The 21,145-nt window shown below is 69.3% G+C and carries 24 protein-coding genes; 12 read left to right on the plus strand and 12 right to left on the minus strand.

The features are described from left to right. Window positions 1-19 precede the first annotated feature (19 nt). Window positions 20-364: a DUF4180 domain-containing protein gene (locus tag C8263_RS03310; protein ID WP_107136674.1), complete on the minus strand. Its 345-nt coding sequence runs from the start codon at window positions 362-364 to the stop codon at window positions 20-22. A 60-nt stretch (window positions 365-424) separates the two neighbouring features. Between C8263_RS03310 and C8263_RS03315 the strand changes: the two genes are divergently transcribed. Genes C8263_RS03315 through C8263_RS03325 form a run of 3 tightly spaced genes read left to right on the plus strand, consistent with a single transcriptional unit; the run spans window position 425 to window position 3,104 of the window. Then, complete coding sequence (locus tag C8263_RS03315; protein ID WP_107136675.1) at window positions 425-925, plus strand: DinB family protein; 501 nt, start codon at window positions 425-427, stop codon at window positions 923-925. Then, window positions 919-1,776: a protein kinase family protein gene (locus C8263_RS03320; RefSeq protein ID WP_107136676.1), complete on the plus strand. Its 858-nt coding sequence runs from the start codon at window positions 919-921 to the stop codon at window positions 1,774-1,776. The genes C8263_RS03315 and C8263_RS03320 overlap by 7 nt, the downstream gene beginning before the upstream one ends. A 23-nt stretch (window positions 1,777-1,799) precedes the next feature. Then, on the plus strand, window positions 1,800-3,104 hold the full coding sequence (locus C8263_RS03325; RefSeq protein ID WP_107136677.1) for an aminotransferase family protein: 1,305 nt from the start codon (window positions 1,800-1,802) through the stop codon (window positions 3,102-3,104). A gap of 256 nt (window positions 3,105-3,360) precedes the next feature. Here C8263_RS03325 and C8263_RS03330 read toward each other — a convergent pair whose 3' ends face one another. Continuing rightward, window positions 3,361-4,107 carry a WecB/TagA/CpsF family glycosyltransferase gene (locus C8263_RS03330; RefSeq protein ID WP_107136678.1) on the minus strand — a complete coding sequence of 249 codons (747 nt, stop codon included), beginning with the start codon at window positions 4,105-4,107 and terminating at the stop codon, window positions 3,361-3,363. A 73-nt stretch (window positions 4,108-4,180) separates the two neighbouring features. On the opposite strand from C8263_RS03330, the gene C8263_RS03335 reads away from it, so the two are divergent. Continuing rightward, window positions 4,181-4,855: a Crp/Fnr family transcriptional regulator gene (locus C8263_RS03335; RefSeq protein ID WP_107136679.1), complete on the plus strand. Its 675-nt coding sequence runs from the start codon at window positions 4,181-4,183 to the stop codon at window positions 4,853-4,855. Window positions 4,856-5,011: 156 nt separating this feature from the next. Further along, window positions 5,012-6,568 carry a bacillithiol biosynthesis cysteine-adding enzyme BshC gene (bshC, locus tag C8263_RS03340; RefSeq protein WP_107136680.1) on the plus strand — a complete coding sequence of 519 codons (1,557 nt, stop codon included), beginning with the start codon at window positions 5,012-5,014 and terminating at the stop codon, window positions 6,566-6,568. Between the two features lie 350 nt (window positions 6,569-6,918). Here the strand turns inward: bshC and C8263_RS03345 are convergent, their stop codons facing one another. Next, window positions 6,919-7,200: a stage V sporulation protein S gene (locus C8263_RS03345; RefSeq protein WP_107136681.1), complete on the minus strand. Its 282-nt coding sequence runs from the start codon at window positions 7,198-7,200 to the stop codon at window positions 6,919-6,921. Between the two features lie 185 nt (window positions 7,201-7,385). On the opposite strand from C8263_RS03345, the gene C8263_RS03350 reads away from it, so the two are divergent. Both C8263_RS03350 and C8263_RS03355 read left to right on the plus strand, forming a co-directional pair. Next, window positions 7,386-9,086 (plus strand): PhoX family protein, encoded by a 1,701-nt coding sequence (locus tag C8263_RS03350; RefSeq protein WP_107136682.1) that lies wholly within the window; start codon window positions 7,386-7,388, stop codon window positions 9,084-9,086. Then, a complete protein-coding gene (locus C8263_RS03355; protein ID WP_233218615.1) occupies window positions 9,083-9,412 on the plus strand; it encodes a hypothetical protein in 330 nt (109 codons plus the stop codon). Before C8263_RS03350 ends, C8263_RS03355 begins: the two co-directional genes overlap by 4 nt. A gap of 182 nt (window positions 9,413-9,594) precedes the next feature. Here the strand turns inward: C8263_RS03355 and C8263_RS03360 are convergent, their stop codons facing one another. The 4 genes from C8263_RS03360 to C8263_RS03375 all read right to left on the minus strand — a co-directional run bounded on the left by C8263_RS03360 (window position 9,595) and on the right by C8263_RS03375 (window position 13,990). Then, complete coding sequence (locus C8263_RS03360; protein WP_233218616.1) at window positions 9,595-10,692, minus strand: polyamine ABC transporter substrate-binding protein; 1,098 nt, start codon at window positions 10,690-10,692, stop codon at window positions 9,595-9,597. An 83-nt stretch (window positions 10,693-10,775) separates the two neighbouring features. Then, window positions 10,776-11,582 (minus strand): ABC transporter permease, encoded by an 807-nt coding sequence (locus C8263_RS03365; RefSeq protein ID WP_107136684.1) that lies wholly within the window; start codon window positions 11,580-11,582, stop codon window positions 10,776-10,778. A gap of 256 nt (window positions 11,583-11,838) precedes the next feature. Then, window positions 11,839-12,663: an ABC transporter permease gene (locus tag C8263_RS03370; protein WP_107136685.1), complete on the minus strand. Its 825-nt coding sequence runs from the start codon at window positions 12,661-12,663 to the stop codon at window positions 11,839-11,841. A gap of 100 nt (window positions 12,664-12,763) precedes the next feature. Beyond that, window positions 12,764-13,990 (minus strand): ABC transporter ATP-binding protein, encoded by a 1,227-nt coding sequence (locus tag C8263_RS03375; RefSeq protein ID WP_233218617.1) that lies wholly within the window; start codon window positions 13,988-13,990, stop codon window positions 12,764-12,766. 88 nt (window positions 13,991-14,078) lie between these two features. Between C8263_RS03375 and C8263_RS03380 the strand changes: the two genes are divergently transcribed. Beyond that, window positions 14,079-14,603: a hypothetical protein gene (locus tag C8263_RS03380; protein WP_107136686.1), complete on the plus strand. Its 525-nt coding sequence runs from the start codon at window positions 14,079-14,081 to the stop codon at window positions 14,601-14,603. Window positions 14,604-14,695: 92 nt separating this feature from the next. Continuing rightward, the gene (locus C8263_RS03385; RefSeq protein WP_107136687.1) at window positions 14,696-15,613 is read left to right on the plus strand and encodes a manganese catalase family protein; all 918 of its coding nucleotides are present in this window, start codon (window positions 14,696-14,698) and stop codon (window positions 15,611-15,613) included. A gap of 42 nt (window positions 15,614-15,655) precedes the next feature. Here the strand turns inward: C8263_RS03385 and C8263_RS03390 are convergent, their stop codons facing one another. After that, window positions 15,656-15,844 (minus strand): pentapeptide repeat-containing protein, encoded by a 189-nt coding sequence (locus C8263_RS03390; RefSeq protein WP_107136688.1) that lies wholly within the window; start codon window positions 15,842-15,844, stop codon window positions 15,656-15,658. 137 nt (window positions 15,845-15,981) lie between these two features. Continuing rightward, the gene (gene map / locus C8263_RS03395) at window positions 15,982-16,743 is read right to left on the minus strand and encodes a type I methionyl aminopeptidase (protein WP_199188292.1); all 762 of its coding nucleotides are present in this window, start codon (window positions 16,741-16,743) and stop codon (window positions 15,982-15,984) included. Between the two features lie 141 nt (window positions 16,744-16,884). On the opposite strand from map, the gene C8263_RS03400 reads away from it, so the two are divergent. The 3 genes from C8263_RS03400 (at window position 16,885) to C8263_RS03410 (ending at window position 18,900) form a co-directional block, all read left to right on the plus strand. Continuing rightward, on the plus strand, window positions 16,885-17,745 hold the full coding sequence (locus C8263_RS03400) for a M55 family metallopeptidase (RefSeq protein ID WP_107136690.1): 861 nt from the start codon (window positions 16,885-16,887) through the stop codon (window positions 17,743-17,745). A gap of 65 nt (window positions 17,746-17,810) precedes the next feature. Further along, window positions 17,811-18,266 (plus strand): hypothetical protein, encoded by a 456-nt coding sequence (locus C8263_RS03405; protein WP_107136691.1) that lies wholly within the window; start codon window positions 17,811-17,813, stop codon window positions 18,264-18,266. 85 nt (window positions 18,267-18,351) lie between these two features. Next, a complete protein-coding gene (locus C8263_RS03410) occupies window positions 18,352-18,900 on the plus strand; it encodes a GNAT family N-acetyltransferase (RefSeq protein WP_233218618.1) in 549 nt (182 codons plus the stop codon). On the opposite strand, the gene C8263_RS03415 is transcribed toward C8263_RS03410, so the two are convergent. The 3 genes from C8263_RS03415 to ispG are packed head-to-tail and all read right to left on the minus strand — an operon-like array spanning window position 18,790 to window position 20,888. Then, the gene (locus tag C8263_RS03415; protein WP_107136692.1) at window positions 18,790-19,266 is read right to left on the minus strand and encodes a hypothetical protein; all 477 of its coding nucleotides are present in this window, start codon (window positions 19,264-19,266) and stop codon (window positions 18,790-18,792) included. The two genes, C8263_RS03410 and C8263_RS03415, sit on opposite strands and share 111 nt — an antisense overlap. Before the next feature lie 3 nt (window positions 19,267-19,269). Next, on the minus strand, window positions 19,270-19,671 hold the full coding sequence (locus C8263_RS03420; RefSeq protein WP_107136693.1) for a DUF4259 domain-containing protein: 402 nt from the start codon (window positions 19,669-19,671) through the stop codon (window positions 19,270-19,272). After that, window positions 19,668-20,888 (minus strand): flavodoxin-dependent (E)-4-hydroxy-3-methylbut-2-enyl-diphosphate synthase, encoded by a 1,221-nt coding sequence (ispG, locus tag C8263_RS03425; RefSeq protein ID WP_107136694.1) that lies wholly within the window; start codon window positions 20,886-20,888, stop codon window positions 19,668-19,670. The genes C8263_RS03420 and ispG overlap by 4 nt, the downstream gene beginning before the upstream one ends. Window positions 20,889-21,145 lie beyond the last annotated feature (257 nt).

Below are 21,145 nucleotides of genomic sequence, written 5' to 3' on the forward strand. Positions count from 1 at the left end.
TGGCTGATGGAGAGGGGCGTCAGGCCAAACTCGCCTGAAGCCACGCCCACGCGTCGGGCTCGGTGCGCACAAAGCGGATGCCCGGGTGGCGGGCATGTTCAGAGGCCAGTTCGGCAAAGCGCTCGCCGTAAGCGGCGGGGTCGGGCACCACAAAGGCCACCGGCAGGCGCCAGTTCGCGAAGGTCTGAAAGAGGTTGCCCAGCAGCCCGGACCGCAGGTCAAGAAAGTTGGGTGAGAGGTCGTCGGCCGACAGAATGAGGCCGTCAAGCCCGTAAATGGCGCCCAGCATCTGCGCCGCGTCTCCTGCCTCCCGCAACCGGAGTCCCAGTTCGGCCGCTGTCCTGATCTGTGGTTCCGCTGTCATTCTCTCTGGCCTCCATTCACCATCAACCATCCACCCCTGACCTTCTGCAACACTACCCCCATGACTGATCCTGACCGCATCTCCAGGGCGCAGCTGGCCTTTGCCCGCCTTCTTCCCAAGCTGTTTCGTGGGGGGCAGGCGTTCGTGGGCGTGGAAGCCTCGCTCAGTGGCCTGTCGGACGAGCGGGCCACCACCCGGCCCCCTGGACTGCCGCATTCGGTGGCGGAACTGGTGGCGCACGTGAACTGGTGGAACCGCTGGATGCTGGACATCATCGAGATGGGCCAGAGCCAGCCCTACCCCAAGGCGGCGGCCGACACCTGGCCAACTGTGGACGCCGCCGAATGGCCACGGGTGAAAAACGAGTTCTACGAGCTGCTGGCCCGCATTGACCCGCACGCCGCGCGCCCGGACCTGGCCAATCCGGTGAACCACGAAGAAACCATTGGCGAGCTGCTGGCCGATATGGCTCTGCACACCGCGCACCACTTCGGGCAGATCGTGACGGTGCGCCAGGCGCTGGGGGCGTGGCCCCCGCCCGGCGGCGGCGACACATGGTAGCCGCCGGGACCGTCACGGAACTGAACGCCGGGGATTCCAGCCGCGCCTCGCACGTGTGGCTGGCCGAAACGGCCACCGGCCCCGAGATCTGGCGCCGCGCGTGGTGGACAGTGCCCGAGGTCAGCGCCTTCATGCTGGGTCTGGGGCAGCTGTTTGGCACCGACCCGCGCGACCTGCAGGCCACCGCCCAGGCTTACCGCTTCTGGCAGAGCCTGAACGTCTGGGCGGTGCCCGAGGTCTACGGCCTGACCGAGTTCCGGGGGGGGCCCGCGCTGCGCGTGGAGTTCCTGCCCGGCGACACCGGCGACTTGGCAGCGGCCGATGCCCACACCCTGGGGCGGCAGGTGGCGGCGGTGCATGAGCAGGGGCAGGCCCAGCGGTTTGGGGACGTGACGGGCCGCGTCCGCTGGCCTGTGGCCGAGTTCTACCCCCGCGCGCTGGCCACCGTGCGGGCGGTGGCCCCGCGTTTCCGCTTTCAGGCCTGGGCCGCCCACGAGGCCGAGGTCTCGCGCGTGTTCGGGGCTGCGCCCGCCCCCACCCAGGCTGTGCCCATGCTGCTGGACTGGCACGGCAGCCAGTTCGTGTGGCGCGGCGGGCAGCCTGACAGCCTGGTGGACGTGGAAGCGTCGGTCCTGGCCCCGCCCGAGCTGGACCTGTGCCTGTGGGAAGTGCTGCTCTTCCCCCCGCAGGCACCAGCCTTTCTGGCGGGCTACCGCGAGGTCCGCCCCTTTCCCGACCTGAGTGCCCACCGCGCCGCCTGCCGAATCCTGCTGCTGGCCCTGGAAGTGGAAGGCGCGCCGCCGCTGCGTGAGTGGCTGGCGCGCCCCGCCCCCTTTGCCCCGCAGCCCTAGCCCCCAAAAGGATGCCCCAGCCCATGTCCAACGTGTTCTACCGTTCCCGCAAGTCCTACCCCGTCGCCGTGCGTGCCCAGGGGGTGTTTATTGAAGACGCCCAGGGCCGGCGGTATCTGGACGGCGCCTCGGGGGCGCTGGTGGCCAACATTGGGCACGGCCGCGCCGAGGTGGCGCAGGCCATGGCGGCGCAGGCGGCCCGGCTGGCCTTTGTGCACGGCTCGCAGTTTTCCAGTGACGTGCTGGAGACCTACGCCGCGCGCCTGGCCGACTTCCTGGGGCTGCCCGACTTCCGCTTCTGGGCCGTCTCAGGTGGCTCGGAGGCCAACGAGAGCGCCATCAAACTGGCGCGGCAGTACCACGTGGAGCGGGGCGAGGCCGGGCGCTACAAGATCGTGACCCGGGTGCCCAGCTACCACGGCGCGTCCCTGGGGGCGCTGGCGGCCTCGGGCATGGGCGCCCGGCGCGAGGTCTACGCGCCCCTGATGCGCGAAGAGGCGTGGCCCAAGATGCCCAAGCCCGACCCCAGCCTGTCGGGCGAGGCCGACGCCGAGCGCCTGCGCGCAGTGCTGGAAGCGGCGGGCCCGGAAACAGTGGCAGCTTTCCTGTGCGAGCCCGTGGTGGGGGCCTCGGACGCGGCGCTGGCGCCAGAGGCGGGCTACCACGCCCGCATTGCCCAGATCTGCCGCGAGTACGGCGTGCTGTTTATCGCTGACGAGGTCATGAGCGGCATGGGCCGCTGCGGCGCGCCGCTGGCCGTGCGGCTGGGGGGCGACGTGACCCCAGACGTGGTGGTGCTGGGCAAGGGGCTGGCGGCCGGCTACGCCCCGCTGGCGGGCCTGCTGGCCAGCCCCGCCGTGTACGGCACCGTCATGGAGGGCAGCGGCGCCTTCAAGCACGGCTTTACCTACGCCGGGCACCCGGTCAGCGTGGCCGCTGGCCTGAGCGTGCTGGACATCGTGCAGCGCGAAGGGCTGACCCAGGCCGCGCGGGCGCGGGGGGCACAGGTGCTGGCCGGGCTGGAAGGGTTGCGGGCCCAGCATCCTCAGGTGCTGGCGGTGCGCGGCCAGGGGCTGCTGCTGGGCGTGGTACTGGGGGACCCCGACACGGGCGAGGCGTTCGCCCAGCCGGGCGTGGCCGAGCGCGTGGCCGCCGCCGCGCGCGAGGAAGGGCTGCTGACCTACCCCGGCTCGGGGGCGGTGGACGGCACCCGGGGCGACCACCTGCTGCTGGGCCCGCCCCTGAACATCTCGCCCGACGAGGTGAACCTGATGTTGGAGGCTCTGGGGCGCGCCCTGGACCGGGTGGGTCAGCACACCCCTAGCTAAGGGAAGAAGCAGGGCGACGGCCAATCAGCAGCCGTCGCCTTGCTCCGTTCTGCACCCAGCGGCGCCGTGTGGCCTGTCTTCAACCGCGCTGGTTTGACAGCAGTGAGCGGGAGGCGCCCAGGACCAGGAACGACGGCCGGTTGGCCTCGGGATGGCACGGACCACGGTCCGGTGACGTTAGAGAGGCCCGGCGCCCGTTCAGGCCGGACTCTTCTCAACCTGCGCCCTCACCAGCCCTACCTCTCCCCTACCCCTTCTAGCCCAGCCGCTTTTTCTCGGCGCGCACGAGGCGCACAAACTGGGCCAGGCGGGGGGCCCGGTTCCAGCGCTTGCGGTCCAGGCCCACGCGCCAGATCCATTCCACGCCCAGGCGGCGGGTCCAGGCCGGCGCCAGATCGGCGGTGCCGGCCAGCACGTCAATCACGCCGCCGCAGCCGATCATGACCGGGGTGTTCATCACCTGCCGCCAGTACTGATTGAAGGTTTCCTGCCGCCCGCCGCCCATGGCGGTCAGCAGCAGGTCCGCACGGCTGCTCTGCACCAGTTCGGCCACGCGCTGGTCCTCGGGCAGGTCGAAATAGCCGTGGTGAATGCCCGCCACCACAATCCCGTAGTCGCGCGCGGCGTTCTGGGCCGCCACCTCGGCCACGCCGGGTTTGGCCCCCAGGAAGAACACCCGCAGCCCCGCGCCCCGGCGCTTCATCAGGCCCTGCACAATGTCAAAGCCCGGCGCACGCGGCACCTCCACCCCGGCCAGCTGGCGCGCGGCCCAGACAATGCCCACGCCGTCAGCGGTCACCAGATCGGCCACCTGAATGGCGTTCACGAAATCCGGCTGGGTGCGCGACTGCACGATGAATTCGGGGTTCAGGGTCACCACGGTGTGCGGGGCGCGCGGCGCGTCCAGCCAGCCCTCCAGGCGGTCCAGGGTGGCCTCCAGAGAAACGGGGTCCAGCGGCAGATCAAACAGGCTCAGGCGCCCGGGGGCTTGCGGAATGGTCATGCTGGGGCCGATTGTAGACCACCCGCCGGGGCCCGGCGGTCTTCCGGGGCGGCGCAGTGGCATACTGCTGTGCATGTTGCCCGGTGCATTCGGTGCCCTGCCCGCAGATGCTCAGGCGCAGGTAATGGCGGCGGGCCGCGTGGGCCGCTGGAGCCGCGCGGAACTCCTGTATCACCCGGAAGACCCGGCCGAAACCCTGTACCTGCTGCTGCGCGGCGCGGCCCGGCTGTACCGCCTGGGCACCGGCGCCCGTGAAGTCACGCTGGATGTCCACGGGCCCGGGTCCCTGCTGGGCGTGCTGGCCCTGGTGGGCGGCGCAGGCTACGGCATGTACGCCGAGGCCATGGACGACACCGAGGCGCTGCTGCTGGGCAAGGAGGCGCTGACCCGCCTGAGCGCCACGCAGCCCGCCGTGGGGGTGGCGCTGACCGAGCAGATCACCCGCCAGACCCGGGGCGTGCAGGAGCGGCTGTCGGGGCTGGTGTTTCTGGAAGTCTCGCAGCGGCTGGCTGTGGCGCTGCTGCACCTGGCCGACCGGGAAGGGCCCTGGCCCGAAGGCGGCCCGCTGGCCCTGCGCGACCGGGTCTCGCACCAGGACCTCGCCCACGTGGTGGGCAGCACCCGCGAGACCATCACCAAACTGCTGGGCGATTTCCGCGCCCGGGGCCTGCTGGACCTGGGGTACCGCCGCATTATCCTCACGGACCGCGAGGGCCTGCAGCGGGTCACCCGCGAGCCCCTGAGATAACGGGGCCTCTGGGGAAGAAGGCAGAGGAATAGAAAGCAAAGCAGTGTAAGGGGTGTTGCAATGCGGCGCCCCGGTTCACGCGAGGCTCAGCACGCGCGCGCGTGGCTACACCCCCGCAGCGCACCCACTCCAGAGGCCGGAAGGAAACACAGCAGCATGGCAAACAGCGCAGCGGCAGAGTTCAGACAGGGGGGCATGACCGGGTATTTCCGGCTGGCACATGGGGCCACCGCGCAGGCGCTGGGCGAGACGCGGCCAGACCTGGACCGCGCGGCCCTGGCGCAGGCCCTGCGCGCGTACCACCGCGACCTGGGCACCCTGGACGCACAGGTGGAAGCGGGCCTGGCCCACCTGGCGCACCCGGCCTCGCGCGTGGTGGTCACGGGCCAGCAGGCGGGCGCCCTGACTGGCCCGGCCTACGCCGTACACAAGGGCGCGGACGCCGCGCTGCTGGCCCGGCAGCTGCACACCGACCAGAGGCCCGTGGTGGCCGTGTACTGGGTGGCCAGTCAGGACCACGACGCCGCTGAGGTGGCCAGCACCACCCTGCTGGACCGTTCAGAGACCCTGCACCGCCTGAGCCTGGATGTGCCAGCGGGCGTGCCGGTGGGCCGCGTGTCCTGGCGCTCCGAGTGGACCGTGCAGGTCCGCGCCCTGCTGGACGCCTTTGATGGCCCCGCCGAACATGTAGCGGCCGTGCGGCGGCGCATTGACGCGGCGCTGGCGGGGGGTGGCAGCTACGCCGATGTATTTGCCCGGCTGCTGCATGGCCTGCTGGCCCCGGCCGGGCTGCTGGTGCTGGACCCCCTGCACCCGGCCCTGGCCCGCCTGATGGCCCCGGCCCTGGCGCGCGAACTGCACGACCCCCTGGCGTCGTCGGCCGCCATTGAAGCGGCGGCGGCCCGGCTGGAGCGCGACGGCTTTGTGCCGCAGCTGCGCCGCCCGCCCGGCGCCACCAACCTGTTTGTGGAAGAGGACGACGGCCAGCGCCGCCTGCTGCGCGCGGAGGGGACCGCACTGGCCACCGAAACCCGCCGCTACACCCGCGCGGAACTGCTGGCCCTGCTGGAGGCCGACCCCAGTCGCCTGACCCCGGCGGCGGGTCTGCGCCCGGCTGTGCAGGACGCGCTGCTGCCCACCCTGGCCTTTGTGGTGGGCCCCGGCGAGATCGCGTATGGCGCGCAGCTGCGGGATGTGTACCCGCTGCACGGCCTGCAGCAGCCCCTGCTGTGGCCACGCCTGAGCGTGACGTGGCTGGAACCTCCGGTGGCGCGGCTGCTGCGCCGCCTGGAAGCGGGCGCCGCGCAGGTGCAGGCTGACCCCGAAGGCGTGCTGGGGCGCGCCCTGGCCCGCGAGCGGGGCGCGGCCGCCGCCGCCCAGGGGCGCCTGGACGCCCTGAACGCCGAGCTGCACACCCTGAGCGCTGAACTGGGCGCCCTGGACCCCACCCTGGCTGGCGCGGCCGAACGCACCCGCACGCGCACCGTGGCCCGGGTGGCGCACCTGCAGCGCCTCGCCGCCCGCGCCCTGGCCCGCGCCGAGGACGAACGCAGCGGGCAGCTGACCCGCCTGAAGCGCCACCTGCTTCCCAATGGCGTGCCCCAGGAACGCGAGCTGAATTTTCTGACTTTCCTGCTCAAGCACGGGGATATGCCGCGGCAGCAGCTGCTGAGCCTGCCCCCCGGCTGGCAGGGCGAGCTGGAGATTCCCTGAAGGGCGGCCCGCTGCCCCGTCTGGGCCGGGTCAGGTGAGGGCGGACGCCGCGCTTTCCGGCAGGCACATGAGACAGGCGGCGGTGATGGCGGCGCTGGGTCATACGGACGGCCGTCTATATCCGTCACATCCGGGAAGAAGGGGGATGTTCCCCGTCTTCGGCTGGGGGCGGTCCAATGCCCGGACAGCCGTCTCTGTTCCTGCTCCGCCGCGCTGCGAGTTCCTCCAGTCGGAACCATTCCGTCATGTGTTCCGGAATTGTTCGGAACTCGGATCAGCCCCTCGTCAGCCCATCACCGGCCCCCAAAACGGCAAAAGCCCCCGCCAGGGGGGCTCTGCACGGCACAGCTTCAGGAGGGGGGCGGGGGGACCGGAATGGCCTTGACCAGAAAGCGCACGGCGGTGCGCTCCTCGGACTGCACGTCCAGCTTCACGAATTCAGGCTGGGTGTACAGATCAAGTCGGTCGCCGGTCAGGTACCCACGGGCGATGGCCAGGGCCTTAACCGCCTGATTCACGGCGGCCGGACCGATGGACTGGATTTCCACCTCGCCCTGGGTGCGCAGCAGCGCAGCGATGGCACCGGCGATGGCGTTGGGGCGTGACGTGCCGGAGACGCGCAGGGTTTCCAAGGTGATGCTCTCCTTCCAAAAACAAAGACTTAAACCCCTCTATCTTAAACGGCCACCTCGCAGACGACAATTCCCTGAACCGCGCAGCGATGGGGGCCCCCGCCGGGGGCTGGACGCAGGAGCGCTGACCTGCCGCTGACGCACACCTGAAGGTCTGGTGACGTTGTGCCCCCAGACTACCCGCCATGACCACAGACCGAAAGACAGAAGCCAGCCTCTGGCACCGTCTGCTTGAAACGCGCCTGACCCGCCGCAGCGCGCTGGGGGGCGCGGCCGCTGCCGCCGCTGCGGTCAGCCTGCCCCTGACCATCAGCTCTGCCGAGGCGGTGAGCAACAACGGCGGGCCCAGCACGGTGGACCCGCAGAAGGTCACGCCCCGGGCCACGCCGCCCTTCCGGGCCATTGGCGTCACCACCGCCGACGCCGTGACGCTGCCGGCCGGCTACCGCGCGCAGGTGCTCGCACCCTGGGGCGAGGTGTTTACAGAGGGCGGGCGCGAGATTGGCTTTAACCACGACTACGTGGGCTTCTTTCCCATTGACCTGCTGCAGGGCGGCACCAGCAGCACCGAGGCCCTGCTGACCATCAACCACGAGTACGTGAATCCCATGTTCGTGGGCGGCGACACCAAGAACCGCACCCCCGCGCAGATCCGCGCCGAGATGGAAGCGGTGGGCGTGAGCGTGGTGCGCGTGAAGAAAGAGGGCCGCGAGTGGCGCATTGTGCCCGACGCCCGTAACCGCCGCATTGACGCGCTGACCGAGATTGAGCTGACCGGCCCTGCGCGCGGCAGCGCCGCGGTCAGGGGCGCCACCATGGTGAAGGGGACTGTGGGCAACTGCTCGGGCGGGCAGACCCCCTGGGGCACGCTGCTGACCTGCGAGGAAAACGTGGACGGCTACGCCAAGGCCTGGGAAGGCAGCGGCTACGACCCCATGCACCAGGGCTGGGTGACCGAGATTGACCCCTTTACCCCCGGCTGGACCCCGAAAAAGCGCACCGCCATGGGCCGCTTCCGCCATGAGAACGTGGCCGTGACCGTGGCCAGGGACGGGCGTGTGGTGGGCTACATGGGCGACGACATGCAGGACGCTTGCGTGTACAAGTTCGTCTCGCGTGGGAAGTACGACCCCGCCAACCGCGCGGCCAACCTGAACCTGCTGGCCGAAGGCGACCTGTACGTGGCGAACTTTGGCAACGGCAGCTGGGTGCTGCTGGACTACGACAAGAACAAGAAGCTGCAAGACGCCAAGGGCGCCGACGGCAAGCCCCTGTTCGCCAGCCAGGCCGACGTGCTGGCCGACGCCCGCGCCAGCGCCCTGGCGGTGGGCGGCACCCCGGTGGACCGCCCCGAGGACATCGAGATTCACCCGCGTACTGGCGAGGTGTACGTGGCGCTGACCAACAACAGCAAGCACGGCAACTTCTTCGGACAGATCGTGAAGTTCCGCGAGAACGGCGACGACTGGACCGCCACGAAGTTCCTGTGGGAAGTGTTTGCAGTGGGCGGGCCCCAGAGCGGCTTTGCCAGCCCGGACAACCTCGTGTTCGACCCCTACGGCAACCTGTGGATGGTCACCGATAACTCGGACCTGAGCACCAACCCCATCAAGGCCTTCCACGGCAACAACGCCATGTTCTTCATGCCCACCGAGGGGCCCAACGCGGGCAAGGCCTACCGCTTCGCCGTGGGCCCGGTGGACGCCGAGATGACCGGCCCGGTGTGGTCGCCCGACGGCAAGACGCTCTTTCTGGCCATTCAGCACCCCGGCGAGGACAGCGAGAGCCTGGACAAGCTGCGCTCGAACTTCGGCGCCAGGGCCGGCAGCAACGTTCCCCGGCCCACGCTGGTGGCCATTGAAGGCTTCCCCGGGTGGCGGGCGTGACGGTGGGTCTGCCCCCGCAGAAGGCCCCCTGGATCGTGGGCCGCACCCCGCTGCTGGAGCACGCCGCCGATGACTTTCTGAACGAGGTGACCCGCCAGACCCCCTGGCGCCGCGCCCGCTCCGAGGACCTGCTGGACGCCCTGGATACGTTTCTGGGCGGCAGCGCGCCGCTGCTGGCCTACACCCGCGCCACGGGCGAGGCGTGGCTGCGCGCCCTGCACGACTCTGAACGCGAGGACGCCCGCGACCTGCTGACCGAGTTCCGCGCCTACCTGCGCGACTGGGGCTGGCTGGACAGCGCCCGCCCGGTGAATCAGCCGGATTGAAGAAAGGGGTGCGGGACGCGGGGCGCGGAAAAAGAGCGCCGCCCGCGTCCCGCCGCTTGTGGTGGGGGGATGGGTGGGGTGCGGGGGGGGCCAGTATGGGGGCGAATGCCCCTCCGCTTGCCCAGCACCCGCATGACCCTGCGCCCCTTCCCCACCTCCTGCCCACCGCGCCCCGCCTCCCGCTACCGGCTTTTCAACTCCGTCCAGATCCGGTCATACAGCCGCTGCGCCCGGCGGCCGGGCAACTCATCAATGAAGTCGAGCTTGCCGTTCTGCAGCCACTGTGGCGGGGGATTCAGGGCCGGAATCTCCTTCAGGAAGTCGTCCAGCAGAGGCCGCGCGGCGGCGTTGGGCGTGGCGTAGTAGGTGTAGTTGCTTAAGCGGGCGCCCACCTCGGCGTCCAGCAGGGTGTTAATGAAGCGGTGGGCCAGGGCAGGGTTGGGGCTGCGCTTCAGGACCACCAGGGTGTCCATGCTGATGGTCGTGCCTTCACGGGGCAGCAGCACCTGCACCTGGGGGTTTTCCTCGGTGGCGATCAGCAGATCGCCCACGTAGATCTGGCCCAGGTCCACCTGCCGGGCCAGCAGCTTGTTGCGGGTACCGGGGCCGCCGTCAAAACCCTGGAAACCCTTTTTGGCCACAGTCCGGCGCAGCAGATCGCGGGCCGCGCGCAGCTCCGCCACGTCCGCCGTGTTGGCGCTGTGCCCCAGGTATTTCAGCGCGGCGCCAATCACCTCGCGCGGGTCGTCCAGCAGCACGAAAGAGCGGCGGTCCTCGGGGCCGAAGATCTCGGCCCAGCTGCTTCGGGGGACATAGCGGCTCTTGTTGTAGGCCAGTCCGGTGGCCGCGTACTGGTACGGCACGGAATAGCGGTTGCCCGGGTCGTAGGGGGGGTTCAGGAATTCGGGGGCCACGTTCTTCAGGTTGGGCAGCTGCGCCCGGTTCAGCGGTTGCAGCAGGCCCGCGCGGACCATGGTCTGCACCACGTAGGAACTGGGCACCACGAGGTCATAGGTGGCCCCGCCCCCCTGGAGCTTGGCCAGCATGGCCTCGTTGCTCTCGAAGGTGTCCAGAATGACCCGCGCGCCGCTCTGCTTCTCGAACGCCCCCACGATGTCCGGGTCCATGTATTCCGACCAGATGAACACCCGCAGGGTGCGCCCATCGCCGGCCGGCACGGCCGCAGCCGCAGCGGGGCCCGCCGGTTTGTCCACGCGGTAGCAGCTGCTCAGCAGGGCACACAGGGCCAGGAGCGGCCTTTGGCCACGTCGAAGGGTCAAAGGGTCGAAGGGTCTAAGAAGCTGAGCGGCCGATGCCCTTAGCCTCTCAAGCCTTTCGACCCTTCGCCCCCGCACGCCGCGTGTCATCCCTTCCCCCGGGGCCGCAGCAGGGCGTTCGCCACCAGAATGGCCACCACTGTCACGAGAATCAGCAGGGTGCTCAGGGCATTGATGTCGGGTGTGACGCCGCGTTTGACGTTCGTGTAGATCAGCACCGGCAGGGTCTGAAAGCCCGAGCCGCTGGTGAAGTAGGTCACCACAAAGTCGTCCAGCGACAGGGTAAAGGCCAGCAGGGCGCCCGCCAGCACGCCCGGCCACGCCAGCGGCAGCACCACGCGCCAGAAGGACTGCCACGCGCTGGCGCCCAGATCACGCGCGGCTTCTTCCAGTTCCGGGCCGTAGCCCGACAGGCGCGAGCGCACAGTGAGGGCCACATAGCTGATCTGGAAGGTGACATGCGCCAGCAGCACCGTCCAGAAGCCGTTGTCGAAGGTCCAGCCGGCCCGCTCCAGCCCGGCGCGCACAGCCGCGTAGAACATGAGCAGCATCACGCCCATCACCACGTCGGGAATCACGATGGGCAGCACCAGCAGCGTGGACACGGCTGCGCGGGCCCGGCTGGTATAGCGCCACAGCCCCAGGCCGGTCAGCGTGCCCAGCACGGTGCTGACCAGGGTGCTTAGCAGCGCCACTTCCAGGGTGTGCCCCAGGGCGCCGCGCACATCGGCCCGGCCCAGCAGCACCCCGTACCACTTGGTGGTAAAGCCCGTCCATTCGGCCCCAAAGCGCGATTCGTTGAAAGAAAATACCACCAGCACCACAATCGGCAGATACAGGAAGGCGTACACCAGCCACGCCCAGGCGGCCAGGAGGGGATGGGTGCGGGTCATGCGGCCCCCTTGGGGCCGGGTGATGGGTGAGGGTTAAACGTTGATGGTCTTTTTCCATCCACCATCCGCCATCGGCCATTTGCGGCGCGCAGCGCCCTCATACGGATTCCGTCCATGTCCGTAACATCCGGGACAGCGCCGGATGTTCCCCGCCTTCGGCGCTGTTCCAGCCCAATTCTCGGAAATCCGTCTCTTTTCCCTCTCCCTCTGGTCGAAAAAATTCCGTAACGTGTGACGGAATTTTTCGGAACACGTATCATACCAGTTCCTCCAGGCCCCGGCGCCCGGCCACCCGGGCGTACACCCACAGGCCCAGCAGCACCAGCCCCATCAGCAGGAAGCTGAGCGCACTGCCATACGGCCAGTCGCCCGCCTGCCCGAACTGGTTCTGCACGAGGTTGCCCACCAGCGCCGTCTTGGCGCCGCCCAGCAGGTCGCTGACCACGAAGGTGCCCAGCGCCGGAATGAAGGTCAGCAGGACGCCCGCCACCAGTCCCGGGAGGGTCTGGGGCACCACCGCACTCCAGAAGGCCCGCGCAGGGGTGGCCCCCAGGTCCTGGGCGGCTTCGGACAGCGACCAGTTCACCTTTTCCACGCTGGCGTACACCGGCAGCACGAAAAAAGGCAGAAAGGCGTACACCATGCCCAGCAGGGTGGCCATGGGGCTGGGCACCAGCTCAAAGGGCCGCAGCAGGATGATCCAGGCGTAGACCCGGATCAGGAAGTTGGTCCAGAAGGGAATGATGAGCAGCAGCAGCAGCAGTTGCCGGCGCCGCGCGTCCTGCCGGGCGATGTAAAAGGCCAGCGGATAGCCCATCAGCACGCACAGGGCCGTGCTGATGCCCGCCACCCACACGCTGCGCCACAGCACCCGCAGGTTGTCCCCGGTCCATTCCTGAAACAGCGCGTCGTACCCGATGACCCGGCCCCAGCTTTCCAGCGTCCACGGCGGCCCCACCTGTGCCAGATCGGTGCGCGTGAGCAGCGAGTACCCCAGCATGATCAGCGCCGGCAGCACCAGAAAGACCACCAGCCACAGCACGCCGGGCCCCAGGGTGGCGAGGAAGCGGCGGGGGGTCACGGGCGCCTCCAGCAAGCTGATGGCTGATGGCAGATCGCAGATGGCAAAAGGCGGAGGGCCATCTGCGATCTGCCATGGGCCATTTGCGGCGCCCCGCGCCTCACCCTTCCTCCAGCACCACAAGGTTCTCGGGAGGCAGGTACAGCGCCACCTGTTCGCCGTAATCGAAATCCTCGTCGGCACCGATGTCGGCGTTCAGCTGAAAGACGTGCAGGCGCTGGCCGCCCGCCTCCAGCACATACTGGTTCTCGGCGCCGGTGTACACGATGTCGTCCACGCGGGCGCGAATCTCGTTGCCTTCGGTTTCGTCGTCACGTTCCATGCGCAGTTTTTCCGGACGCACCGAGAGGGTCACGCGCTGGCCCGGGCGCAGGCCAGTGCCCAGGGCCGTGCGCAGGGGGCCGTGCGCGGTCTGCACCGTCGCCTGTGGGCCGTCCACCGCCTGCACCGTGCCCTCAATCAGGTTGCTGCTGCCCAGAAAGGTGGCCACGAACGCCGTGCGCGGGCGCTCATACAGGGTCTCGGCCTGCCCCAGCTGCTCAATGCGGCCCCGGTTCATCACAGCAATCCGGTCACTCATGACCAGCGCCTCTTCCTGGTCGTGGGTCACGAACACGAATGTCATGCCCAGGGTCTGCTGCAGGTGCGCCAGTTCCAGTTGCAGCTCCTTGCGCAGCTTCAGGTCCAGGGCGCTGAGCGGTTCGTCCAGCAGCAGCACCTGCGGCTCGTTGACGATGGCGCGCGCCAGCGCCACCCGCTGCCGCTGCCCCCCCGACAGCTGATCGGGGCGCCGGGCCGCGAGGTCGCCAATCCGCACCAGGTCCAGGGCGCGCCCGGCCCGCTCACGGCGCGCGCCTGCCGGCACGCCCGCCATGCGCAGGCCGAATTCCACGTTCTCGCGCACGTTCAGATGCGGAAACAGCGCGTAATTCTGAAACACCGTGTTCACCGGGCGGCGGTGGACCGGCACGCCGGTCATGTCCCGGCCGCCGATCATCACGCTGCCTCCGTCCGGCTGTTCAAAACCCGCGAGCAGCCGCAGCAGCGTGGTCTTGCCGCAGCCCGACGGCCCCAGCAGGCTGAAGAACTCGCCCTGGCGGATCTCCAGCGTCACGCCGTCCAGCACCGGCTGGGCCGCGCCACCCGCGCCCCGGAAACTCTTGCGCAGTTCGCGCGCCGCCACCGCCGTTTCGGTGCCCAGCGCGCGCTCGCGCCGGCCCCGGCCCCCCAACGCTACGCCGCTGATGGCCCGGCCCCCCGCCCTTCCCTGCTCGTCATGACGGGAATTGTAAGGGGCGCGCGGCCCCGCGTTCACCTCGGCGTTCACCCTTAAGGCGGACGCGGCCCCCCGGGCCCACGGCCTACGGTAGGTGCAGCCCCCGGCCCTTCGCCCCCCGCTCCCCCGAGGTTCTGCTGTGGACGAGATTCTTGTGCCCCTGTTCTTCTTTGCCAGCGTGTTTGGCTTTCCCCTGCTGCGCCGCCAGATGATTCACCGCCACCAGATGGAGCGGCTGACCCTGGACGCCGGGCGCCCCACGCCGTCCAGTGCGCCCACGGGCGGGCCCGCCAGCGCAGCCGATCTGGCCCTGCAGCTGCCCGAACCGCACCGCCTGTACGCACTGGCCCTGCTGTGCCGCCTGCAGGACGCCCCCGCCAGCACCGAGCCGCGCACCCTGTTTGTGTTGTGCCAGGCGCGCGACACCTACCTGCCCGAAACACTGCGCGCCTACCTGCACCTGACGCCGGCCGGGCGCCAGCAGCTGGCCCTGCAGGGGCACAGTCCCGAAGCCCTCCTGCAGCAGCAACTGGCCCTGATCAACCAGGCCGCCACCGAGGCCCTGGGCCACGACCACGCCGCCGCCAACCGCCTGCTCACCCAGGGCCGCTTTCTGCTGGACCAGGGCCGCGTGCTCACGCCGGTTTCAGCGGACCTTGCCTGAGTCCTCACAAGGTCGGCCCCGCCACCTTGTGAGGGCGGCCCCTGGGGTGTGCTGCGCAAGGTCCGCGCCGCGCGCGCACAAGGAGGCCCAGCATGTTCCTACGCATCGACAAACTGCAGTTCGACCTCCCCCTCCCCAAAGAAGCCAATCCCAACGGGGCGGCGGCCGTCCAGGAACTCATGGGCGGCCGTTTCGGCGAGATGTCCACCCTGATGAACTACATGACCCAGTCGTTCAACTTCCGGGGCAAGGACACGCTGCGGCCCTACTACGAACTGATTGCCAACATTGCCGCCGAGGAACTGGGACACATTGAACTCGTGTCGGCGACCATCAATGCGCTGCTGGCCGGGCCCGACCCCAAGGTGCAGGAAGAGCCCGTGGACCCCTCCACGCACCCCTTTTCCTTTGCCCAGGACGTGCGCTACGCCAAGCACTTCATTGCTGCGGGCCCCGGCACCATGATTGCGGATTCGCACGGCAAGGCGTGGTCTGGCGACTACGTGTATTCCAGCGGCAACCTCATGCTGGACCTGACGCACAACTTCTTCCTGGAAGGAGCGGCGCGCCACAACAAGCTGCGCGTGTACGAGATGGTGGACGACCCCACCGCCAAGGCCCTGGTGGGCTACCTGCTGGTGCGCGGCGGGGTTCACCAGATCGCCTACGCCAAGGCGCTGGAAACCCTGAGCGGCGTGAACATGGAAAAACTGCTGCCCATGCCCAACATTCCCACCTCGCTGATTCCCGAGGCCAAGCGCGTGATGGACCAGGGCGTGCACCAGATTCTGTACCGCTTCAGCGACACGGACTTTACCCAGCTGAGCGCCATCTGGAACGGCACCCACCCCGAGGACGGCAGCGAGGTGCGCGTGGGCGAGTACACCGAGATTCAGGGAGGCCCCACGGTGGACGGCGGCCACGACTCGGCAGCCTTCTCGCCCGAGTGGGACATGGGCGAGATCATGGAAATCGCCAAGAAGCTGCACGACAAGGCCCGGTTGCGCTAAGAAAACAAGCGGGGCGGGGAGGTGAACACCTCCCCGCCCTGTTTACCCCTCCACTGCGGCCACCCGCACACCAAGCAGGTGGGCAAGGTCCAGCAGCCGAATGGGCTCGACGGTCACCCCCTGCAACTCGGCGGCGCCCAGGCGCACAGCCCGCAGATCACAGCCGCGCAGATCGGCGCCGTCCAGCAGCGCCCCACGCAGGGCTGTGCGGGACAGCTGGCCGCCGCGCATCACGGTACCGGGTCACCTGGCCCCCATCCAGACAGCCCCGCTCAGGTCACAGCCTATCAGCCACAGGTGCAGCAGGGAGCGCAGGCCGCCCCGCGCCAGCTTTGGGGGTCTGGGGGCTGCCGGGAGACTGGGCCGCGTCACAGCGTCAGAATCTCACAGCCCTTTTGCGTCACCGCCACCGTGTGCTCAAACTGCGCGCTGGGGCTCTTGTCGGCGGTAATCACGGTCCAGCCGTCGCCCAGCAGGCGCGTTTCGGGGCGGCCCAGGTTGATCATGGGCTCGATGGTAAACACCATGCCGGGCTGCAGCTTCAACCCGGTGTAGCGCGCGCCGTGGTGCAGCACGGTGGGTTCCTCGTGCAGCCGCTTGCCAATGCCGTGGCCGGTGTATTCACGCACCACGCTGTAGCCCCGGCCCTCGGCCAGCGACTGAATGGCGTGGCCAATGTCGCCCAGGCGGGCACCGGGTTTGACCAGTTCCAGCGCGGCGTTCAGGCTGGCGCGGGTGGCGTCCACCAGTCCCTGCACCTCCGGGCGCACCTTGCCCACGGCGAAGGTGGAGCAGGCGTCGCCGTAGTAACCGTTCAGGAGCACGCCAATGTCCACACCAATAATGTCGCCCTCCTGCAGCTGGCGGCTGTCGGGAATGCCGTGGCAGATCACCTCGTTCACGCTGGCGCAGATGGTGCCGGGAAAGGGGTTGGTGCGCGGGCCGTAGCCCAGGTAGGCGGGCGTGGCGCCAGCCTTGCGAATGTGTTCCTCGGCCAGCCGGTCGAGTTCCTTGAGGGTCACGCCGGGCTTTACGTGCGGTTCCAGCACCCGGAAGGTTTCCGCCACCAGCGCCCCCGCACGGCGCATGATCTCGATTTCGCGGGCGGATTTCAGGGCAATGCGGCTCATAACAGAGCAGGCTAACACGGAGCGCCCTGCCCCCGGAATGCCCCCGACCACGAAGGGGGCAGAGGGCCCAGGGGGCGAGAAACCGCCCCTCTTCCTGGCCCCCTGGCCTCGGGCTGATCCGCACGCGCTACCCTCGCCCCTATGAACGAGCGCCGGGTCGTGGTCAGCGTGGATATGGAAGGCATCTGTGGGGTGTCCAGCTGGGTGCAGGTGAGCCCACCGGAATTTGGGGGACTGGTCAGCAGCGCCGAATACGAACGCGCCCGCCACCAGATGACCCTGGAAGCGGCCGCCGCCGCGCAGGGCGCCCTGGACGCCGGGGCCACCGATGTGCTGGTGAACGACAGCCACGACACCATGCGCAACCTGCTGCCCGACCTGCTGCCCGAGGGCGTGCGCTTTACCACCGGCAACGACAAACCCCTGAGCATGGTGCAGGGCGTGCAGGAGGGCGGCGTGCTGGGTCTGCTGTTCGTGGGCTACCACGCCCGCGCGGGCAGCGTGCGCGGGCCGTTGGCCCACACCTGGAACGGCTTTCTCCGGGATGTGCGGGTCAATGGGGTGCCCACCGGCGAATACGGCCTGAATGCCCTGCTGGCCGGGCACTACGGCGTGCCGGTGTTGTTTGCCAGCGGCGACGACGTGGCCATGGCCGAGATCACGGCGGAACTGGGCGAGGGGGTGGTGACCGTGGCCGTCAAGGAGGGCTTAAGTGCCTTCGCCGCCGTTCACCTGCACCCGCAGGAGGCCACGCGCCGTATTTACCAGGGCGCCCGCCGAGCGGTACAGGACGCCGCGCAGGCCCAGCCCTACACCACCCGCTGGCCCGCCCACGTGGCCCTGAGCTTTGACCATCAGGCCCGGGCCGACGCCGCCGAGCGGGTGCCCGGTGTGACCCGGATGGACGCCGTGACCGTGGGCTGGGAGAGCGAGAACGCCTATCACCTGTTCCAGACCTTCCGCATGCTGGCCAAGGTGGCCGAGGTGCGGCTGAACGGGTAGATGGAACTGTGGGACGTGGGGTGTGGGGACACAGGCGCTCATGGTGAAGGGCTAAGCTCGGCGCTATGCGCGCCCTGCTACCTGCTATCGCTGCCCTGACATTCTGGTCTTCCGCCTCTGCCGCTGCGGTGTGGGCGGGGGTGAATGCCACCACCGCTGGCTACGGCGTCCATGCGGGCACCGCGCTGCTGCCGGTGCCGCTGCTGGGCACGCTGGGGCTGGAAGGGAGCGCCGAACGCCCCTGGCAGGCCAGTGCCAGCACCTTCAGCCGCTACGCCGCCGGGCTGACCCTGCGCGACCTGAACCTGCCGCTCAGCCGCGTGGACGCCTTTGCCACCATGGGCGGACAGCTGACCGTGCCGACCCCCGCGCCGGGCAGCACCGCGCAGAGCCAGTTGGCCCTGTACGGCGAGGCCGGGCTGCGCGGCCCGGTGCTGGGCCCTGCGGGCTGGCGGGCCTTCGTGCGGGCCAGCAGCGCCGGGCAGATTGGGGCGGGCGTGGGGCTGGAACTGAGGTTCTGAAGGAGGTGTGCGGGTGGCGGGGAGCGGGGTGCAGTGGGTCAGGTAGCGGATGCACGCTGGGGAGGCGAGTCTTTAGCCTGACGCCGTGACCGATCAAGGTACTTCCAGCTACACCCTGCAGACCACGCTTAAGGGCATCACACCCGCGCAGCTCACAGGTTTTTTCGTGGGGTGGCCCAATCCGCCCAGCCCCGAGACCCTTTACCGCCTGCTGGCCGGGTCGTACCGCTTCGTGCTGGCGGTGCAGGGCGAGCAGGTGATCGGGTTCGTGCAGGCGATCAGCGACGGCGTGCTGACGGCTTTTGTGCCGCTACTGGAGGTGTTGCCCGAGCATCAGGGCCAGGGCATTGGCCGCGCGCTGGTCGAGCAGCTGCTGGCGGAACTGGCCGACTTCTACGCCGTGGACCTCGCCTGCGACGACGAGCTGGTGCCCTTTTACGAGGGCCTGGGCTTGCGGCGGGCCAACCTGATGTTCCGGCGCCGCTATGACCGCCAGAATGGGCGGCCAGCGACGCCCCAACGCCTACCAGTACAGCAGCAGGGCGTCGCCCCGGTTCCAGCCCAGCCGCTTCAGGAACCCGCCCTCCCGGGGGCTGAGCTGGGCCAGTTCCTCCGGCGTGGGCCGGCCGTTTAACCACGCGGCGTCCGGCACCACCCAGCCCCGGGCCTGCCACCATGCCGCCAGCTCCGGCGGGTTGATGTAGGGCTGGTGGGCGGGTTCCCAGGGCTCGCTTGGGATGACGGCCGGCCGGTGTTCAGGCGCGGCCACAAAGGCCAGCAGGGGCAGCCAGCCGTGGGCGCGCAGTTCCACGCGGCGTGCCCCGTACGGCGCCACCAGTTCACGCACCCGCAGCTCGGTCATGGAGGAGGCGGCCCCCCACGCTGAAAGTGACCAGCCCGTGGCCTGGGCGCAGGCGTGCAGGTCGGCCGTCCAGCGCTGCGCTGCTGCCGGGTCAGCGGCGTCCAGCTCGGCCCGCAGCCAGTCCAGCGGCGCGGCCATCCCTTACCCCAGTTCGGCGCGCAGGCGCTGCACGTCCTCGCGCCACGCGTCGGCGGCCTCGCTTTCTTCCCACAGGTCCGGCAGTTCGCTGCCCGGGCCCAGCACCCGGTCCAGGGCTTCCAGGGCCGTGGGGCGCAGGTGGGCCAGCTCGGCAGCGCTGGCGCTCTGCACCCACGCGCGCAGCCCGGCATCGGTCAGGCTGGCCGTGTCAGCCGTCAGCACCGCAGCCAGAATCTCGGCGGCGGCCAGGGCTCGGTGACCTTCTTCAGCGTCCAGCAGGTCGTTGTCGGGGTCCAGTGCCACGTCAAAGGCTTCGGCCAGGGCAAACGCGCCGTCCTGCACCACCTCGGCCGCAAAAGCGGCGGCGTGCTCGTTCTCAAAGCTGCCGGTGCCCCAGACGGTCACACGCCCACCTCCTGCCCGTAGCGGCGCTCCACGTACTGCTCCAGCAGTTGCTGAAAGTCCTCGGCAATGCGGGGGCCCCTCAAGGTGGTGAGCAGCTTGCCGTCCTGGTACACGGGCGCGCGCGGGTCCTCGCCGGTGCCGGGCAGCGAAATCCCGATGTTGGCGTGCTTGCTCTCGCCGGGGCCGTTCACGATGCAGCCCATGACCGCCACCTGCATCTCTTCAACCCCGGGGTATTTCGCCTTCCACTCGGGCATGGTGTCGCGGATGTAATCCTGAATCTTCTGGGCCAGTTCCTGAAAAAAGGTGCTGGTGGTGCGCCCGCACCCGGGGCAGGAGGTGACCTGCGGCAGAAACTGGCGCAGCCCCAGGCTCTGCAGAATCTGCTGGGCCACCTCGACTTCCAGCTTGCGACTGGCCCCGGGTTCGGGGGTCAAGGAGACGCGGATGGTGTCGCCAATTCCGTCAATCAGGAGGGGCGCCAGGGCCGCGCTGCTGGCCACGATTCCCTTCATGCCCATGCCCGCCTCGGTCAGACCCAGGTGCAGGGGGTAGTCGCACAGTGGGGCCAGCTGACGGTAAACCTTCCACAGCTCCGGCGCGCTGCTCACCTTCACGGAAATCAGAATCTTGTCATGGGGCAAGCCCAGTGCCTCGGCGTAACGGGCGCTGTCCAGGGCCGACACCACCATCGCGTCAATCATCACGTCGGTGCCGGTCTTGGGGCTGCCGGCACGGGTGTTCTCGTCCATCAGCCGGGCCAGCACCTGCTGGTCCAGGCTGCCCCAGTTCACGCCCACGCGCACCGGCTTATCGAACTCCTTGGCCACCTCGATCATGGTGGCGAAGTTGGCGTCGTGGTGCTGCCCGGCGCCCACGTTGCCGGGGTTGATGCGGTACTTGGCCAGCAGGCGGGCGGTTTCCGGGAACTCGCGCAGCAGAATGTGGCCGTTGTAATGAAAGTCACCCACGATGGGCACGTTCAGGCCCACTTCATGCAACCGGGCCACGACCTCGGGAAGGGCAGCGGCGGCTTCCCGCGTGTTCACAGTGACGCGCACGATCTCGCTGCCGGCGCGGGCCAGCTGGGCAATCTGAATGGCCGTGGCCTCGGCGTTGGCGGTGTCGGTGTTCGTCATGCTCTGCACGACGATGGGGTGCGCGCTGCCCACAAGCACGCCCCCCACGTTCACGCTGACGGTCTGGCGGCGGATCATGGATCCAGTGTACGCGGACCCTGTCAGGCTCTGTCACCGCCCAGAAGGTGGAAGAGACCGTGTGGGGCAGCTGCCACGCGCGCTGAAGCTGGCAGGGGGACACTTTGCCCTGTTCAGCCCTCCCCCACCGCGCCCCTTGACCACACGCGCCGGCCCCGGCACACTGGAACAAACAGTTCACAGGCAACGCTTGTCCGCAGCGGGCACGACCTTTTTTTTGCGCTTGGCGCAAGAGGTCGTGCCCGCTGCGTTGCCTT

Source organism: Deinococcus arcticus (assembly GCF_003028415.1).
Lineage (GTDB): Bacteria > Deinococcota > Deinococci > Deinococcales > Deinococcaceae > Deinococcus > Deinococcus arcticus.

Excerpts from the sequence above, each read along its gene's own strand:
- C8263_RS03310 (WP_107136674.1), bottom strand. The coding sequence starts at position 364 with ATGACAGCGGAACCACAGATCAGGACAGCGGCCGAACTGGGACTCCGG.
- C8263_RS03315 (WP_107136675.1), top strand. The coding sequence starts at position 425 with ATGACTGATCCTGACCGCATCTCCAGGGCGCAGCTGGCCTTTGCCCGC.
- C8263_RS03320 (WP_107136676.1), top strand. The coding sequence starts at position 919 with ATGGTAGCCGCCGGGACCGTCACGGAACTGAACGCCGGGGATTCCAGC.
- C8263_RS03325 (WP_107136677.1), top strand. The coding sequence starts at position 1,800 with ATGTCCAACGTGTTCTACCGTTCCCGCAAGTCCTACCCCGTCGCCGTG.
- C8263_RS03330 (WP_107136678.1), bottom strand. The coding sequence starts at position 4,107 with ATGACCATTCCGCAAGCCCCCGGGCGCCTGAGCCTGTTTGATCTGCCG.
- C8263_RS03335 (WP_107136679.1), top strand. The coding sequence starts at position 4,181 with ATGTTGCCCGGTGCATTCGGTGCCCTGCCCGCAGATGCTCAGGCGCAG.
- bshC (WP_107136680.1), top strand. The coding sequence starts at position 5,012 with ATGGCAAACAGCGCAGCGGCAGAGTTCAGACAGGGGGGCATGACCGGG.
- C8263_RS03350 (WP_107136682.1), top strand. The coding sequence starts at position 7,386 with ATGACCACAGACCGAAAGACAGAAGCCAGCCTCTGGCACCGTCTGCTT.
- C8263_RS03365 (WP_107136684.1), bottom strand. The coding sequence starts at position 11,582 with ATGACCCGCACCCATCCCCTCCTGGCCGCCTGGGCGTGGCTGGTGTAC.
- C8263_RS03385 (WP_107136687.1), top strand. The coding sequence starts at position 14,696 with ATGTTCCTACGCATCGACAAACTGCAGTTCGACCTCCCCCTCCCCAAA.
- C8263_RS03390 (WP_107136688.1), bottom strand. The coding sequence starts at position 15,844 with ATGCGCGGCGGCCAGCTGTCCCGCACAGCCCTGCGTGGGGCGCTGCTG.
- map (WP_199188292.1), bottom strand. The coding sequence starts at position 16,743 with ATGAGCCGCATTGCCCTGAAATCCGCCCGCGAAATCGAGATCATGCGC.
- C8263_RS03400 (WP_107136690.1), top strand. The coding sequence starts at position 16,885 with ATGAACGAGCGCCGGGTCGTGGTCAGCGTGGATATGGAAGGCATCTGT.
- C8263_RS03405 (WP_107136691.1), top strand. The coding sequence starts at position 17,811 with ATGCGCGCCCTGCTACCTGCTATCGCTGCCCTGACATTCTGGTCTTCC.
- C8263_RS03415 (WP_107136692.1), bottom strand. The coding sequence starts at position 19,266 with ATGGCCGCGCCGCTGGACTGGCTGCGGGCCGAGCTGGACGCCGCTGAC.
- ispG (WP_107136694.1), bottom strand. The coding sequence starts at position 20,888 with ATGATCCGCCGCCAGACCGTCAGCGTGAACGTGGGGGGCGTGCTTGTG.